Origin of the sequence: Saccharopolyspora sp. NPDC049426, assembly GCF_040676935.1 — a bacterium.
Taxonomy (GTDB): domain Bacteria; phylum Actinomycetota; class Actinomycetes; order Mycobacteriales; family Pseudonocardiaceae; genus Saccharopolyspora.
Genome location: NZ_JBFAPZ010000001.1, coordinates 208,126 through 224,717, shown reverse-complemented (window position 1 = coordinate 224,717; position 16,592 = coordinate 208,126). Strand labels below are relative to the sequence as shown.

Below are 16,592 nucleotides of genomic sequence, written 5' to 3'. Positions count from 1 at the left end.
GCACGACCCCGCTCGCGCTCCCCGGATTCGGTTCGGGTTGTCTCTAACCTTTGGGCACGAGATCCGCACACGTGAGCGAATGGGGTCACCATGCGCACCGTCTTCATCCACGGCGAGCAGGAACGTTTCGACGAGGCCAGCGCCGAACTGATCGACCGCTTCACCAACCGCCACCCCGAGCTCGACGGAGCCGAGCTGGTCGAGCTGCTGCTCGACGACAAGTTCCTCGCCGACGGCATGCTCGCGCACTGGAGCGAGGAGGACCTCGTCCGCGTGCTGACCGAGGTGGTGCCGCGCCGGGCCGTGCTGACCGGCGAGTGGTCGGCGACGCCGGACCTGCTGCACCGGTGGCTCGACTTCCTGGCCGAGGAGCGCCTGCTGACCTCGACCGATCCGGTTTCCGCCCTGCACGACGCGGTGGACGCGGCCACGCCCGCCTACCTGAGCGCGATGGCCGATCCGACGGAGTGGAGTTCGGAAAAGTTCTGGACGACCACCATGCGGGAGCTGGGAGTCGACGACTCCGACGACGCCGCGGTGGAGGAGTTCCACGACGCCGTGGACGCCGGTGAGCTCGACGTCGACCAGGACACCGCCGACGAGATCACCGCGCGCGAGGCCACCGAGCCCGAGCAGCAGCCGAAGCTGTGGCTGAGCCCGGTGGAGCTGACCGAGTCGGAGCCGCACCGCGAGATCGCGGCCGGCGCGCCGATCATGGACCGCATCCGCGCGGTCGTGGAGCACGCGGGCGACGGCGACGTCGACAAGCTGGCCGCGAGCCTGGGCAGCGACACCGCCACCGCGGGGCTGCTGCTGGAGTGGGCGCAGCGCGCGGGCCTGCTGCGCGTCTCGGGCGAGCGGGTCGTTCCGACGCTGATCGCCGCTCCGCTGCTGGCCGAGCCGGAGCTGCTGTGGACGAAGCTGTGGCAGAGCTTCGTGCTGCTCGACGACGTCTTCCGCGACGGGCTGGAGAACATCGCCGCCGACTCCGACGACGAGGACGAGCTGCCCGAGCTGGTCCAGTCGGTGCTGAGCGTGCTCTACGCGGCCGGCGAGGAGGTGCCGCTGGAGGTCGTGGCGTTCACCGCCGCCGACGTGCTCGGCGCCGAGGATCCGAGCCCGGTGCTGGCCCTGGTGAAGCGGATCGTCGAGCAGTGGGAGGCGATGGGAGCGCTGCGCACCCGGTCCGCGACCGACGAGGACCGCACCGCGCTGCCCGTCGAAACGTTCGTGGAGCTGCTTCCCGCGGGTGTGTGGGCCGCGAGGGAGTCGTTGCGCGCGTTCGGTTTCCACGTGCCGACGACCGATGCGCTGCGCCTGGCCCCGGCGGAGCTGGTGGCGCTGCTGTTCGCCGCCGCCCCGGCGCCGGTCCAGCAGGTGCTGGCGGCGAGCTGGGTCGAGGACCGGGGTCCGAAGCAGGCCGCGGACGAGCTGAGCGGGCTGTTGGAGCTGGTGGACGACCCGGTGGTCCGGATGCCCGCGCTGGCGCTGCTGGAGGCGACCGGCGAGGAGGGCGTGACCGCGGCCCGCGGGCTGGTCGACGATCCGGTGTGCGGTGCGGCGGTGCGGATGTGGCTGCAGGCCGCGACCGATGAGCAGGTGGCGCGCGACGGTGATCAGCTGCTGTTCAGCGTGGACGCGATGGCGGTGACGCTGGAGACCGACGTCGACCTGTTCGTCGGCGATGTCGCCGAGCAGCCGACGGACGAGCAGTTGCAGCTGGTGGGCGAGTTGGCCGGCAGCGGGCATTCCCACGCCCGCGCGCTGCTGGCGGCGCTGGCCGAGAACCACGAGGACGAGGAGGTCGCGGCGGCGGCGCGCAGCGCCTTGGACGGCTGATTCGCCGGTGACGCTCCTCATGTCCGTTTGTTCTGCTAACGAGAATTGTTTAGCATTGCGAACGGTTTGACTTCACAGCAGCCGCAACCGCAGCTGCCAACGCCGTTGATGAGGGGTGGCGTGGCGATGAGCGCCGGGCACGAAGTTCGGTTACTCGACGTCTTCAAGGGACAACCGAAGGCGGTGTGGATCACCGCGTTCGCGGCGGTCATCGCCTTCATGGGAATCGGCCTGGTCGACCCGATCCTGCTGTCCATCGCCGAGGCGATGAACGCCGGACCGGAGCAGGTCACCCTGCTGTTCTCGTCCTACCTGGGCGTTCAGGTCGTGGCCATGCTGGTCACCGGTGCGTTCAGCGCCCGCTACGGGCCCAAGCGCACCGTGGTCACCGGCCTCGTCCTGATCGTCCTGGCGACCATCGCGTGCGCGCTGGCGAGCTCGATCGGCCAGCTCGTCGCGCTGCGCGCGGTGTGGGGTCTGGGCAACGCGTTCTTCATCGCCACCGCCCTGTCGGTGATCGTCGGCGCCGCCTCCGGCGGCCAGCAGGCGGCCATCCTGCTGTACGAGGCGGCGCTGGGCATCGGCCTGTCCACCGGGCCGCTGCTCGGCGCCCTGCTCGGAAACATCTCCTGGCGGGGCCCGTTCGCCGGCACCGCGGCGCTGATGGCCGTCGCGCTGATCCTCGCCGCCGGTTTCCTGCCCAAGGACGGGGATCGCTCGACCCGCGCCAAGATCGGCGTCCTCGACCCGATCAAGGCGCTCAAGCACGGCGGCCTGCTGCGCACCTCGCTGGGCTCGGCGTTCTACACCGCGAGCTTCTTCATCGTGCTGGCCTGGTCGCCGTTCGTGCTGGAGTTCGGCGCGATCGCGGTCGGCCTGGTGTTCTTCGGCTGGGGTCTGTGCGTCGCGGTCGCCGGGGTGACGCTGGCGCCGAAGCTCGCGGCCCGCTTCGGCGAGGTCGGCGGCACGATCATCGCGGTCCTGCTCTACGCGGTGATCCTGGGCGTCATGGCGTTCGGTTCGAAGCCGGTCGTGGTCGTCGGCGTGATCCTCAGCGGACTGGCCTCGGGCCTGCTCAACACGCTGTTCACCGGTTCGGCGATGAGCGTCAGCGACGCGCCGCGCCCGGTGGCCAGCGCCGGCTACAACTTCTGCCGCTGGCTCGGCGGCGCCGCCGCCGCGACCCTGGTCGGCCACGTCGCCACCTGGTTCGGCTCCAACCACGCGCCGTTCGCCGTCGGCGCGGCCCTGTGCGTGATCGCCGCGCTGCTGCTGGTCACCGACCTGCGCACCAAGGCCGACGCCCAGCAGATCCCGGCCGAAGCCGCCGTGGTCGGCGAAGAGGTCTGATCGAACGACGAAGCGGCGCGCGGATCTCGATCCGCGCGCCGCTTCGTGTTGTCGCCCAATGTTCGCCAATCGCTTGCACGACGTTGACGTTCGCTTACGCTCCAAGCCGTTCTCGAACAGCTTTGGAGGTCCTGGTGGCTCCCGAACGTCGACTCCTGCCGCTGCTCACCGGCGGGCGTGCCCGCGTCACCTGCCGCTACCGATGCGGCGACCAGTGCTCCCAACACCCGCCGAACACCTCGGACAACGCCTACTTCGGGCAGGTCCTGGAACAGGTGCTCAGCCGTCGCGGCCTGCTCAAGGCCGGAGCGGTGGCCACGGCCGCGCTCGCGGTTCCCGCGCTCGCCTCCCGCGAAGCGGCCGCCGCAACGGGTCTGGACTTCGTGCCGATCCGGCCCAACACCGAGGACGCGGTGGTGATCCCCGAGGGCTTCCAGCAGCAGATCGTGATCCGCTGGGGGGACCCGATCCTGCCCGGCGCACCGGAGTTCGACTTCGACGCCCAGTCGCCCGAGGCGCAAGAAGGCCAGTTCGGCTACAACAACGACTTCTGCGCGCTGCTGCCGCTGCCCGACGGGCGCAGGTTGATGGTCAACAACCACGAGTACGTCACCGAGGAGTTCGTCTTCCGCGGCTACGACTCGGAGAACCCGACCGAGCAGCAGGCCAGGATCTCCTGGGCAGCGCACGGGCTTTCGGTCGTGGTGCTGGAGGACAAGAAGCCGGTGATCGACCCGCTGAACCGGCGCATCACCCTCACCACCCCGTTCGAACTGCGCGGGCCCGCCGCGGGCAGCGAGTGGCTGAAAACCCCTGCCGATCCGACGGGTACGCGCTCGCTGGGCACCATGAACAACTGCTCCGGCGGCGTCACGCCGTGGGGCACGATCCTGTCCGGTGAGGAGAACTTCCACCAGTACTTCGCCAACGCCGAGGGCATCACCGATCCGGTGACCGCGGAACGCCTTGCGCGCTACGGGATCTCCGGCGGTGCGACCGACCGCAAGTGGGAGCGCTTCGACTCGCGCTGGGACCTCGGCCAGCAGCCCAACGAACCCAACCGGTTCGGCTGGATCATCGAGGTCGACCCGCACGACCCGACGTCCACCCCGGTCAAGCACACCGCGCTCGGCCGACTCAAGCACGAAGGCGCCAACATCCGCGTCCTCGACGACGGCCGCGTCGCCGCCTACATGGGCGATGACGAGAAGTTCGAGTACATGTACCGATTCGTCTCCGACGGGAAGATGAAACCGGGCGGCAGCGGCCACGCCCGCAGGCACAACACGTCGCTGCTGGACACGGGCACCCTCTACGTCGCGAAGTTCACCGGCGACAACCCCGCCGAGATCGACGGAACCGGGAAACTGCCCTCCGACGGCGAGTTCGACGGCGTCGGCGAGTGGATTCCGCTGGCGCACAACGACACCAGCTTCGTCGACGGCATGAGCGCCGAGGAGGTCTACGTCTTCACCCGCCAGGCCGCCGACAAGGCCGGCGCCACCAAGATGGACCGGCCCGAGGACGTCCAGCCGCACCCCACGACGGGGCGCGTCTACGCGGCGCTGACCAACAACTCCGACCGCGGCACCGAGGGCAAGGCGCCCGCCGACGAACCGAACCCGCGCAACACCAACAAGCACGGGCAGGTCGTCGAACTCGACGACGACCCGGCAGGCAACCGGTTCACCTGGCGACTGCTGCTGGTCTGCGGCGACCCGGCCGACCCGTCGACCTACTTCGCCGGATATGACAAGTCGCAGGTCAGCCCGATCACCTGCCCGGACAACGTCGCCTTCGACAGCCAGGGCAACCTGTGGATCACCACAGACTCCAGCGGCGCGCTCGGCTTCAACGACGGCCTCTACGCCGTCCCGCTGGAGGGCCCGGAACGCGGCCACGTCAAGGCGTTCCTCAGCGTCCCGCGCGGTGCCGAAGCCTGCGGGCCGGTCATCGAGGACGATCTCGTCCTCGTCTCCGCCCAGCACCCCGGCGAGCTGGACGGTGCCGACGCCGACAACCCCGCAAGCCACTGGCCCGACGGAGGCACCACCCAGCCCCGGCCCTCGGTGGTCGCGGTCTGGCGCTGATCAGCGCTCGAAGCCCCCGCAGTCCGCGAGCCCGGCACCGCCACGTGCCGGGCTCGCGGTTCTCGGTGCCCCGGCTGCGGTTGGCCTCCCGATCAGCTCCTGATCCGCCGGTAGAGCCGCACCCAGGCCTGCGATGTCAGGTCTTTCGGCAGAGGCGGCAGGCCGTGGACGCGGTGGCCGGTGACGTTGCGGATCATCTCCGCGAGCGATCGACCCCTCGCCTGGTAGACGGCTCGCACGAAGTCCTGGTAGTCGCTCCTGCGCTCCACCGGGAGGAGTTGCCGCCTGGTGATGCGGAGGATTCCGCCGCTGCACGCCGGGATTGGCCGGAAGTGCTGCGCCGGAACCTCGCCCAGCAGCCGGAATTCGAACCAGGGCGACCACTGGGCGTTGAGCTGACTGCCGCCCCTCGCCCGCTTGCCCGCCACCTCGTGCTGGATCAGCAGCACCGCTTCGGTCCAGTTCTGGGTGGTGAGCAGGTTGCGGGTCATCGTCGTCGTGAGACCGAACGGCAGGTTACCGACCACGGCGTGCGGCCTCTCCGGGAACCGGAACTCCCGCATGTCGCCGTGGTGGAGGCGCACCTGCGGGAGTTCCGCGCTCAGTCGCTCGACGCAGCGCGGGTCGAGCTCGACCGCGGTCACCGGGCGCCCGAGCTCGACGAGCTCTCGGGTCAGCGCGCCGCGGCCCGCTCCGAGTTCGACGACGAGGTCCTGCGACGGCGTCAGCGCGCGGGCCATGCGGCGGGCCGCGCCGGGGTTGATCAGGAAGTTCTGGCCGAGTTCGCGGCGCGCGCGATCGCGCGCCGACCTGCGGCGGTGTGACATGGGGACTGCTCCTGCACTCGCGAGCCGGGTGGAAAACCGGATCTCGCGCGCGCAGGCCGGCGGGTGAACTTCCGCAGCATCGACCGCGCGTCAGGGAACGAGACCCGGACGCGAACGGCGACGCGATCTACTGGCCGCGCCGCCTAAGCGGAACGCAGCCGGATGAAGAAAACAGCAGCACAAATCCCCATGTCGACAAACCTACAGCCGTCCTCACGAGCCCGAAACCGATTTTTCGCGGCTCGGCGTCGCGGCGGGGCGTCGGCGACTCTGCGTTGCCTGTTCGGTTCCTGTTCACCCGGACGTACCGAGGACATCGCCCGATCTGTCTAACGTTCGAGTGTTCCGAACCAATCCCATGGAGGTCCGCTTGTCTTCCCGACAGGACAGCGGGCGGGTCATCCCGCTCCCCCTCATCTCCCACCACAGCGCCAGCCGTTCCTCGGTCACCTGCAAGTACCGCTGCGGCAACGCCTGCCAGCACGAGGCGCCGAACACCTCCGGCAACGCCTACTTCGGTGACATCGTCGAGGCCGTGCTCAGCCGTCGTGGCGCGCTGAAGGCCACCGGCGCGCTCGCGCTGACCGTCGGCGGCGCGGCCATGCTCAACGGCACCGCCGCCGCGGCGCCCAAGCCCGCATCGACCCGAGGCGCCGTGCCCGGCACCGACTTCGCGCCCGTCGCGCCCAACACCGAAGACGCCGTGGTCATCGCCGACGGCTACCAGCAGGGCGTGGTGATCCGCTGGGGCGACCCGGTCGTCGAAGGCGCACCCGAGTTCGACTTCGCCAACCAGAGCGCCGCCGCGCAGGAGAAGCAGTTCGGCTACAACAACGACTTCGCCGAACTCATCGCGCTCGACTCGACCGGCGGCGAGAGCCTGCTGGTGTGCAACCACGAGTACACCACCGAGTCGCACATGTTCCTCGGCTACGACGAGAACAACCCCACCGAGGAGCAGGCCAAGATCGCCTGGGCCGCCCACGGTCTGTCGGTGGTGCTCGTCAAGCGTCAGGACGACGGCAGCCTCAAGCCGGCGACGAGCCGCTTCAACCGGCGCATCACCCTCAACACCCCGTTCGAGCTGCGCGGACCCGCCGCGGGCAGCGACCTGCTGAAGACCTCGGCCGACAAGACCGGCACGACCGTCTTCGGCACGCAGAACAACTGCGCGGGCAGCCTCACCCCGTGGGGCACGATCCTGTCCGGCGAGGAGAACTTCAACCAGTACTTCGCCAACGCCGACACGGTCACCGACCCGGTCGCCAAGGAGCGCCTCGGCCGCTACGGCTTCGAAGGCACCGACAGCACCCGCAAGTGGGAGCGGTTCGACAAGCGCTGGGACATCGCGCAGGAGCCCAACGAGGTCAACCGGTTCGGCTGGATCGTCGAGATCGACCCGCACGACCCGTCCTCGACGCCGGTCAAGCACACCGCGCTCGGCCGCTTCAAGCACGAGGGCGCCGCGGTCCAGATCGCCGACGACGGTCGCGTCGTGGCCTACACCGGTGACGACGAGCGCTTCGACTACATCTACAAGTTCGTCTCCAACGGCCAGGTCAAGTCGGGCACCACCGCGCTGGCCCGCCGGCACAACATGGCCCTGCTCGACGACGGCACCCTCTACGTCGCGAAGTTCACCGGCAACAGCCCGGCGGGCGAGATCGACGGCACCGGCAAGCTGCCCGCCGACGGCAAGTTCGACGGCATCGGCGAGTGGATTCCGCTGGCCAGCGGCAAGGAGTCCTTCGTCCCCGGCTTCACCGCCGAGGAGGTCTACGTCTTCACGCGCCTGGCCGCCGACAAGGCGGGCGCCACCAAGATGGACCGGCCGGAGGACATCCAGCCCAACCCGGTCAACGGCAAGGTGTACTGCGCGCTGACCAACAACAAGAACCGCGGAACCGAGGGCAACGCGGGTCCGGAAGAGGCCAACCCGCGCGTCGGCAACAAGCACGGCCACGTGCTGGAGGTCGACGACGACACCACGGGCACCCGGTTCGGCTGGAACCTGCTGCTGGTGTGCGGCGACCCGAACGACCCGAGCACCTACTTCGGCGGGTTCGACAAGTCCGAGGTCAGCCCGATCTCCTGCCCGGACAACGTGGCCTTCGACCGCCACGGCAACCTGTGGATCTCCACCGACGGCAACGCGCTGGAATCCAACGACGGCCTGTTCGCGGTGCCCGTCGCGGGACCGGAGCGCGGTTTCGTCAAGCAGTTCCTGACCGTGCCCAAGGGCGCCGAGGCCTGCGGCCCCGTGGTGCGCGACAAGCTGGTGACCGTGTCGGTGCAGCACCCGGGCGAGATCGACGGGCACAGCGCCGGCAACCCGGCGTCGCACTGGCCGGACGGCGGCACCTCGCAGCCGCGTCCGTCGGTCGTGGCGATCTGGCGTGAAGACGGCGGTGAGATCGGCCGCGGCTGATCCACCTTGCGAGCGCGGGGGTCTCCGGCCACAACGGCCGGGGGCCCTCGTTGCGTTCCCGCCCCCTGGTCCTAGAGGTCACCTCAGGTGACCGGACTTCCACTGAAACCCGATCCCCGACTTCCATTGAAATCGGGGATCTGAGTTCCATTGAAATCCTGTCGACTGGACGAGATCAGCCTTGGGAGGTGGTGGACTCCTTCGGGGCGGTGCGGAGGGCGATGACCGTGATGGCGGCGGCGATCATGACGATGCCGACGACCCAGAGGCCGGAGCGTTGGGAGCCTGTGACGTCGGCCAGGGCTCCGGTGATGTAGGGCGCGGCGAAGCCGCTGATGTTGCCGAGCGAGTTGATCAGCGCGATGCCGCCCGCTGCCGCGGCGCCGGCCAGGAAGTTGCTGGGCAGCGCCCAGAACGTCGGCAGGGCGGCGCAGACGCCGACCGCGCAGATCGTCACCGCGACCATCGCCATGAACGGGTTGCCCAGGTACAGCGCGATCGGGATGGACACACCGCCGATCAGCATCGGCAGCGCCACGTGCCAGACCCGCTCGCGGGTGCGGTCGCCGTGCGCGGCCCAGATGACCATCGCCACCGCGCCGATCACGTACGGAACCGCCGTCACCAGGCCGGATTCCATCGTGGACAGATCCGTGCCGTACTGCTGCTCGAAGCCCTTGACGATCGTGGGCAGGAAGAAGCCCAGCGCGTAGAGACCGTAGGCGATGCCGAAGTAGACGAACGCCAGCGCCAGGATCCGCGGGTGCGTCAGCGCCTTGCGCAGCGGCCACGCGTGCGCGGCCTCGGTCTCGGCGCGCTCGGCCTCCAGCTGACCGGACAGCCACTCGCGTTCCTCGTCCTCGAGCCACTTGGCCTGCTCCGGCCGGTCGGTCAGGTAGAACCAGGTCGCCACCGCCAGCAGCATCGCCGGCACGCCCTCCACCAGGAACATGAACCGCCAGCCGGACAGGCCGAAAACGCCGTGCCCGCCGCTGATCAGCGCGCTCGACACGGTCGCGCCGATGGCGCTGGAGATCGGAACCGCGGCCATGAACAGCGCGACGGCCTTCGCCCGCTGGACCGCCGGGAACCAGTACGTCAGGTACAGGATGATGCCCGGGAAGAACCCGGCCTCGGCCACACCCAGCAGGAACCGCAGCACCACCAGCGTCGTCGCGTTGGGCACGAAGGCCATCACGGTCGCGACGATCCCCCAAGTGATCATGATCCGGGCCAGCCACTTGCGGGCGCCGAAGCGGTGCAGGGCGAGGTTGCTCGGCACCTCCAGCACGAGGTAACCGAGGAAGAAGATGCCGGAGGCGAACCCGAAGACCGTTGCGGTCATGCCCAGTTCGTCGTTCATGCCGTTCGGGCCGGCGAAGCCGATGTTGACCCGGTCCAGGTAGTTGACGAAGTACAGGAGGCACAGGAAGGGCATCAGCCGGACCGCGACCTTGCGCAGGATCCGGTTCTGCATCTCCGCAGAGACTACGTTGGCGCTGCTCACCGGATGGGCATACGCGCAGCCCGCCCACCAGGTCAAGACCAGACCGGAGGTTGGGACGGCCGATAGCCCCGGTGAAATATGCCACCTGTAGCGTTACAGGCATGCCAGAACGCCCGATTGCCCTGGTCACCGGCGCCTCACGAGGTATCGGTGCCGCGGTCGCGCGTGAGCTGTCCAACACTCATGACCTGTTGTTGGGCGGCCGCGACACCGACGCCATCCAGACCCTGATCAACGACCTTCCCGGCGCCGCCCGCGAGTGGCCGGTGGAACTCACCGACCACGCCGCTCTGGCCGACGCCGCGACCGACATCGAGCGAGTCGACGTCCTGGTGCACTGCGCCGGACTCGTCGAGCTCGGCCACATCGCCGACGTCACCGGCGATTCCTGGCGGCGCACCTTCGAGGTCAACCTCTTCGCCGTCACCGAACTCACCCGCCTGCTGCTGCCCCAGCTCCGCGCCGCGCAGGGCCACGTCGTGCTGGTCAACTCGGGCGCCGGCCTGAGCGCCAAGCCGAACTGGGGTGCCTACGCGGCCAGCAAGTTCGCGCTGCGCGCGTTCGCCGACGTGCTGCGCGCCGAGGAAGCCGCCAACAGCGTGCGCGTGACCTCGGTGTTCCCCGGCCGGACAGCGACCGACATGCAGCGTTCCGTCCGCGAGCAGGAAGGCGGCAACTTCGAGGCCGACCGCTACCTGCGTCCCGAGTCCGTGGCCAAGCCGATCATCTCGGCCGTCAACGCCACCCCGGACTCGCACCTCACCGAGATCATCGTGCGCCCCGCCGCCGCGTGATCGTTCACATCGAGCCCCGGGCCTGCGCGGTCCGGGGCTCCGTCGTGTTCAGCCCCGGACGTGCTGGGCGGCGGTGCGGGCCGCGGCTTGCACCGTGCGACGGTCGACTCGGGTGGGTTCGCGGTCGCTGAGGACCGCCTCGCCTGCGACCCACACGTCGCGCACGCTGCGCGAACCCGCTGCCCACACCACGTTCGACATCACCTGATCGTCGGGTGCGTCCAGACCCGTTGCGAAAGCGGGGTTGTCGACGTCGAGGTGCACGATGTCGGCCCAGCGGCCGGGTTCGAGCGCACCGATGTCGTCGCGGTGCAGGGCCTCGGCACCACCGCGGGTCGCGGCCAGCAGCGCGGCTCGCGCGCTCAGCGCCGTCGCGTCGCCGGTGACCGTGCGCGCGAACAGGCCCGCGAGCTGCACCTCTTCCCACAGGTCGAGGTCGTCGTTGCTGGACGGCCCGTCGGTGCCCAGTCCCACCGGCACGCCCGCCGCCAGCAGCTCGACCAGCCGGGCGGTGCCGGAGGCGAGCTTGGCGTTGGAACCCGGGCAGTGCGCGACACCGACGCCGCGCCGCGCGAACAGCTCGATGTCCTCGTCGCTGAGGTGCACGCCGTGCGCCGCGACGACCCGGCCTTCGAGCACGCCGAGCTTGTCCAGCAGCGCCGGGACCGAGCCGTACTCCTCTCGCTGGGCCGCGTCCTCGGCGAGGGTTTCCGCGACGTGGGTGTGGACCAGGGCGTTGCGCTGCTGCGCGGACTCGCCGATCGTCTGAAGGGCTTCCGGCGGCAGCAGGTAGGCCGAGTGCGGGCCGTAGGCCAGCTCGATGCGCTCGCCGGGGCCGAAGCGCAGGCCGTCGGCGTCGATCCAGCGGTCGATGCCCTCGACCGCGCCGCGCCAACCGCCGAGCGCCTCCAGGGCCGGGGTGTCGATCACGGCGGAGGCCAGCACCGCGCGAGAACCGACCGCCAGCGTCGCCTCGACCATGGACTCGGCGATGAAGTACATCTCCGCGCTGGTGGTGATACCAGCGCGCAGCATCTCAACGCATCCCAGCTCCATGCCCGCGCGCACGTCGGACGGCCGCAGCCTTGCCTCGGCCGGGAAGATCACCTCGTTGAGCCAGCGCAGCAGCGGCAGGTCCGCGCCCATGCCGCGCAGCAGGGTCATCGGGCTGTGGGCGTGGGCGTTGATGAGGCCGGGCAGCAGGATTCCGCCGCATTCGCGGACGACCACGTCGTTGGACCGCTCCGGTGCGCCCTGGCGAGGTCCGCAATAGCTGATGCGGCCGGTGTCGTCGACGTCCACGACCGCGTCCCGGACGACCGAGCAGGTCGTGTCGCAGGGCAGGGCCATCGGTGCGTGCAGGCGGAGTGCGGTCGGCATGACCGCATTCTGCCGCACCGCGATCCACAACCGGACGGCCTCGTTCCCCGGCCGCCGCGGCCTTGGCCGAAAGGTCAACACGACCTGGCCGATCGGCCGACCTGAGCGGCTCGATTGCTGGCCTGCAGGCCGATACCGGTTCTCGCGCCGATGCCCGAATCTTGAACCAGGCCGCACCGAGGCCCCGCCCTTAGGGGCGGAGCCCTGATGGGCCAACCGAATGATCAGGGAAAACATCCCCAGCTGGCCGATCCGCCCGAGGCATCGCAGCAGCCACGCTGGGAGCGACGAACCCGAGTCGGGGAGGTTCACCATGTTCGAGACCACGATGACCGCCATCGCCGCCGCCATCGCGATGATCGCACTGCTGCTGATGGCGCTGAGCTCCGTGCTGCAGGACCTGCTGGAGAACTACGGCGGTGGGGAGCGCGAGCGCCGCGAGAACCGCTTCACTCCTGGGGCAGGTCCGTGCCCAGACAACGGCGGCTCATCCGGGCAAGAACGTCGTAGCGGGGGCGATTTCGCTCTTCTGGAGACGCGTCCTGCTCAGCTGCGGCCGGTTCCCGGCGGGCGGTTACCCGCGCCTCCGGCACTGGTCGATCGTCCGATCCGCTTCTGGCTCGGCGGGCCGCGGCCTTGCTGACCGTGAACGCCGGTGCGGACCCGCCGGGGCGGCGTCCCGAGCGCAGCCATTCGAGCCGGTGCAGCGCTTCGCTGTGGTGATCGGTGATGGTGACGCGAGCGGCGTCGAAGGAGTGCAGCACGGCGCGGTTGATCTCGACGATCGCCCGGTCCCGCCACAGGCTGCGTTCGGTGGAGGTGTCCATGCCCAGCCGTTCGGCGACCTGCCGGGTCAGGCCGTAGGCGTGGTCGTCGGCCAGGCCGCGGGTGCCGATCTCGGTGCCCACGAACCAGGTGTTGAACGGTGCGGCCGGGTAGCGGACCCCGCCGATGAGCAGCTGCATGTTGCTGATCAGCGGGACGCTGTGCCAGCGCAGCCCGAGTTCGCCGAACCAGCGGTGCTCGGGGTGTTCCAGCGGGACTTCCTGGACTACGTCGCGCGGCAGCGGGGCGAGCGTGACGCCCTCGTGCTCGGTCTCGACGACCAGCGGCAAGTGGTCGAAGCGACCTCGCTCCGCCGGGGGTTTCCAGCCGAGGTTCTGCGCTTTCGCGGTGAAGCCCTGGTAGCGGGCGTCGCCGAGGACGCCGCCGTCGGCCAGTGAGTACCCGGCGTAGCGGACGACCTGCTCGTTCCAGATCTGAGGGCCGGACGCCTCGGGGGAGTCCGGGGCGAAGACGGTGATCAGCGGCTGGATGCGGCCGGCGTTGGTGGCCAGCCGCAGGTGTTCGAAGCACTCGCTCGCGATGGCCGAGGCGTTGCGCAGGCCGCGCAGGTCGCGCACCTTGAGCCGTCGCCAGGGCAAGCCGCTGGTGCACCAGCCGCTGTCGCGCAGCGCGACGCGGGCTCCGTAGGAGAGCTCTGCGGTGGTGTGCCGGTAGGTGCCGGTCTCGGCGATGCTGCGCCGCACTTCGGCGAGCCGTTCGCGCAGGGAACCGGCTTCGGGGTGGGCGGAGTGGAAGGAGCGCAGGAAGTCCTCGGCGGCGGTTTCCGACGGGCCCGTCTGGCTCGGGATGAGTTCCTCGCGAATAGCCGTCACGCCGCGCAAACGTAGTCGCGAAACCTGCTGACTGGGCAGCTCAGAGCCGTTCTCTTTCCGGTGATCTTGAGCCGCCACGAACAGGTGGCCGTTGACGCGATGTAACTAGTTTCGACGCGATTGACGGAATCCTTGATCGACCATTCGAGTGAACATCTCGGCCGATCAAGGATCGCCCATCAGGAGTCAGACCCGCTCGTAGATCAGGTCGCGGATCTCGCGGCCCTCGTCGTGCGCTCGGTTCTCGAACTTCGTCACCGGACGCCAGTCGGGACGCGGGGCCCAACCGCCGGGCTCGTCGGCGTAGCGGTTGCTCAGCTGCGACTCGGCCTCGCAGACCTCGCGCATCTGCTCGGCGTAGTTCTCCCAGTCGGTGGCCAGGTGCAGCACGCCGCCGGGGCGCAACCGCGACGTGATCAGCTCGACCGACTCCGGCTGGACCAGGCGGCGCTTGTGGTGGCGCTTCTTCGGCCACGGGTCCGGGAAGTAGATCCGCACCTCGTCCAGCGATCCCGGCTCGACGTGCTCGCGCAGCAGCACGATCGCGTCGCCGCGCAGCAGGCGGAGGTTGGAGACCTCCAGCTTCTCCGCGCGCAGCATCAGCTGGGCCAGACCGGGCTTGTAGACCTCGACCGCCAGGTAGTTGACGTCCGGCTGAGCCGCGACGAGCTGCGCGGTCGTCTCGCCCATGCCCGAGCCGATCTCCAGCACCACGGGCGCGGAACGGCCGAACCAGGACTCCACGTCCAACGGCCCCTCGGGCAGCGCGGTGACTTCGGAGCCGAGCTCCGCCCAGTGGCGATCCCAGGCCCGCTGCTGGCCGACGGTCATCCGCTCGCCCCGCTGGACGTAGCTGACGACGGTGCGGCGGAACGGAACCTGCTGGTCAGGAGAATTCACGAGGAAGAATTATCGCAAACCGGCGGCGGCCCCCGACCACCGCGTGTTCGGCTAGCGGCTCACCACACCTCGACCTGCGGGAGCAGGGAGAGCAGCTTGGTCGTGCTGGTCGGCACGGGCAGCGGTTCCTCGTCGCGGTAGGCGGGGACGACGTTCAGCCAGCCGTCGTGCTCGTCGGTCAGGACGACGGTGGTGGGCATCTTCACCGAGCCGCGGTCGGACGGGGCGTATTCCCAGTACCCGGCTTCGCTGATGCCGACCCAGGGGACGAAGACCCAGCCGGACCGGGCCGAGAGCACGGCGTGCACCTCGTCCTCGATCTGGAACGCCTCGGCGCGGGAAGCGAGGTCACCGCGATCGAGCGCGCGCAGCCACCAGGGCGCGGGCAGCCGGCGCTTGGCGCCGTGGAGCTTCCGGAAGAGTTCCAGGACCTGCCGCTCGGAAGCGGTGTGGATCCAGCTTCCCCGCAGCGATGCGGGTGTCGCGGCCTCGGTGGCGGGCGGGTGGGCTTCGGTCGCCAGCGACCACTCGAGCCGCGGAACCGGCTCCAGCTGGACGTCGTCGCCGATGTGCTTGGCGCGACCGCCGCCGCGTACGTCGATCGAAGCGCGCTCTTGTGAAGACAGCATGTGGCCCACTCCTCTTGTGGTGGAGATAGACGCGAGCTGAAGTACTCGCCCACGGCCAGCGCATGCCCCCAAACGACGCTGGTTGCGGGACACCTCTACTTATGCCTTACCACAGCCAAACCGACGAATGAGACAAGCGTGTAAAATGTGATTGCAATCACATGAAAAACTCGTTCGGTTGACCTAATGGACGCTGGCTCGACAACAGGAGCCGTGGCGGTTGGAGTAGAGGCGTGCCGGATCAGACGTTCCAACGCGTGGAGATCAACGGCGGTGTCGTCGTAGGCCTGGACACCTCGGCGTCGTCGCTGCGAGCCCTCATCGTGGCCGCGGAGGAGGCCGAGCGCCGCAACGCCGTGCTGCACGTCGTGCGGGCCTGGAGCCTGCGCACGGCACCGCGTCCCGCCGACTGCCCACCCAACGCCGTCCCGAGCACCGAAGCGTTCCAACAGGAAGTGGAGCGGGACACGGCGAAGCTCGTCGCCGACAAGCTCGGCGACCCGCCGAAGGTCACCGTGGAGATCCACGTGGTCCACTCACCCTCGCCGCAAGCCCTGCTCTCGGCCTCCCGGGGCGCGGACCTCCTGGTCGTCGGCCACCGCGGTCGAGGCGGGTTCTCCGGCCTGATGCTCGGATCCGTCGCTGAACAGTGCGTCCGCCACGCAGCCTGCCCAGTCCTGGTCGTCCGCCCGATGGTCTAGCAGCCACCAGCTGTTGGGAAATGCGGCGCAAGCCGCCGCTTCAAGTGCGGGACTCAACCGGCACCGCCGCGGGTTCTGAGGCGGTTCTCCTGTGAGGACGTGTCGACGTGGTGTATTGGCATACATGAGTCGGCGCGCCCGGAGCAGGAGGGCCGCCTCAGGTTCCGCCACCCGCACCGCCAAGCAAGGTGAGACCAGACATCTCATCCACCCGAGAAAAACTGAACGAACTGGGGTGGGTTGGACGTGGGAAGCGTAGAAAGCACAGGGCCCCGGGCCATCCCCCGAATGACAGCCCGGGGCCCTCCCCCGTCCCGACCGCCGGCGCCCCCGAGCGCTACTGCAGTCGGTCGTCTTTGGTTGTGCTTCAGCGCTCTCGAACCACTGGGTGATCCGCCGCTGACGCACCGTGTCCAATGTGACCCGGTGCGACCGGCGTGCCGATGGCGACCGCTCGATCTTGCAAGTGGATCCTATCGGTCGGCGTGA

The 16,592-nt window shown here is 69.5% G+C and carries 12 protein-coding genes; 6 read left to right on the top strand and 6 right to left on the bottom strand.

Annotated features, from left to right (window positions below):
• Positions 1-90 precede the first annotated feature (90 nt).
• The 3 genes from AB0J78_RS00985 (at position 91) to AB0J78_RS00975 (ending at position 5,279) form a co-directional block, all read left to right on the top strand.
• Positions 91-1,839 carry a hypothetical protein gene (locus AB0J78_RS00985; RefSeq protein WP_363785582.1) on the top strand — a complete coding sequence of 583 codons (1,749 nt, stop codon included), beginning with the start codon at positions 91-93 and terminating at the stop codon, positions 1,837-1,839.
• A gap of 126 nt (positions 1,840-1,965) precedes the next feature.
• Positions 1,966-3,189, top strand: coding sequence for an MFS transporter (locus AB0J78_RS00980; RefSeq protein ID WP_363785579.1), 1,224 nt, complete (start codon positions 1,966-1,968; stop codon positions 3,187-3,189).
• Positions 3,190-3,323: 134 nt separating this feature from the next.
• On the top strand, positions 3,324-5,279 hold the full coding sequence (locus AB0J78_RS00975; protein WP_363785577.1) for a PhoX family phosphatase: 1,956 nt from the start codon (positions 3,324-3,326) through the stop codon (positions 5,277-5,279).
• Positions 5,280-5,371: 92 nt separating this feature from the next.
• Here AB0J78_RS00975 and AB0J78_RS00970 read toward each other — a convergent pair whose 3' ends face one another.
• On the bottom strand, positions 5,372-6,106 hold the full coding sequence (locus AB0J78_RS00970; RefSeq protein WP_363785574.1) for an rRNA adenine N(6)-methyltransferase family protein: 735 nt from the start codon (positions 6,104-6,106) through the stop codon (positions 5,372-5,374).
• 370 nt (positions 6,107-6,476) lie between these two features.
• Between AB0J78_RS00970 and AB0J78_RS00965 the strand changes: the two genes are divergently transcribed.
• Positions 6,477-8,534 carry a PhoX family phosphatase gene (locus AB0J78_RS00965; protein ID WP_363785571.1) on the top strand — a complete coding sequence of 686 codons (2,058 nt, stop codon included), beginning with the start codon at positions 6,477-6,479 and terminating at the stop codon, positions 8,532-8,534.
• 175 nt (positions 8,535-8,709) lie between these two features.
• Here AB0J78_RS00965 and AB0J78_RS00960 read toward each other — a convergent pair whose 3' ends face one another.
• Positions 8,710-10,011, bottom strand: coding sequence for an MFS transporter (locus AB0J78_RS00960; protein WP_363785568.1), 1,302 nt, complete (start codon positions 10,009-10,011; stop codon positions 8,710-8,712).
• A gap of 131 nt (positions 10,012-10,142) precedes the next feature.
• On the opposite strand from AB0J78_RS00960, the gene AB0J78_RS00955 reads away from it, so the two are divergent.
• Positions 10,143-10,835: an SDR family oxidoreductase gene (locus tag AB0J78_RS00955; RefSeq protein WP_363785566.1), complete on the top strand. Its 693-nt coding sequence runs from the start codon at positions 10,143-10,145 to the stop codon at positions 10,833-10,835.
• A 48-nt stretch (positions 10,836-10,883) separates the two neighbouring features.
• On the opposite strand, the gene AB0J78_RS00950 is transcribed toward AB0J78_RS00955, so the two are convergent.
• The 4 genes from AB0J78_RS00950 to AB0J78_RS00935 all read right to left on the bottom strand — a co-directional run bounded on the left by AB0J78_RS00950 (position 10,884) and on the right by AB0J78_RS00935 (position 15,402).
• Entirely contained in the window at positions 10,884-12,215 is a 1,332-nt protein-coding gene (locus tag AB0J78_RS00950; protein ID WP_363785563.1) for an amidohydrolase, read from the bottom strand.
• A gap of 449 nt (positions 12,216-12,664) precedes the next feature.
• Positions 12,665-13,873 carry a nitric oxide synthase oxygenase gene (locus AB0J78_RS00945; protein WP_363785561.1) on the bottom strand — a complete coding sequence of 403 codons (1,209 nt, stop codon included), beginning with the start codon at positions 13,871-13,873 and terminating at the stop codon, positions 12,665-12,667.
• A gap of 186 nt (positions 13,874-14,059) precedes the next feature.
• On the bottom strand, positions 14,060-14,773 hold the full coding sequence (gene trmB, locus AB0J78_RS00940; RefSeq protein ID WP_363785558.1) for a tRNA (guanosine(46)-N7)-methyltransferase TrmB: 714 nt from the start codon (positions 14,771-14,773) through the stop codon (positions 14,060-14,062).
• 59 nt (positions 14,774-14,832) lie between these two features.
• Positions 14,833-15,402 carry a hypothetical protein gene (locus AB0J78_RS00935; protein WP_363785555.1) on the bottom strand — a complete coding sequence of 190 codons (570 nt, stop codon included), beginning with the start codon at positions 15,400-15,402 and terminating at the stop codon, positions 14,833-14,835.
• Positions 15,403-15,635: 233 nt separating this feature from the next.
• Between AB0J78_RS00935 and AB0J78_RS00930 the strand changes: the two genes are divergently transcribed.
• A complete protein-coding gene (locus tag AB0J78_RS00930; protein WP_363785552.1) occupies positions 15,636-16,103 on the top strand; it encodes a universal stress protein in 468 nt (155 codons plus the stop codon).
• Positions 16,104-16,592: the final 489 nt, after the last annotated feature.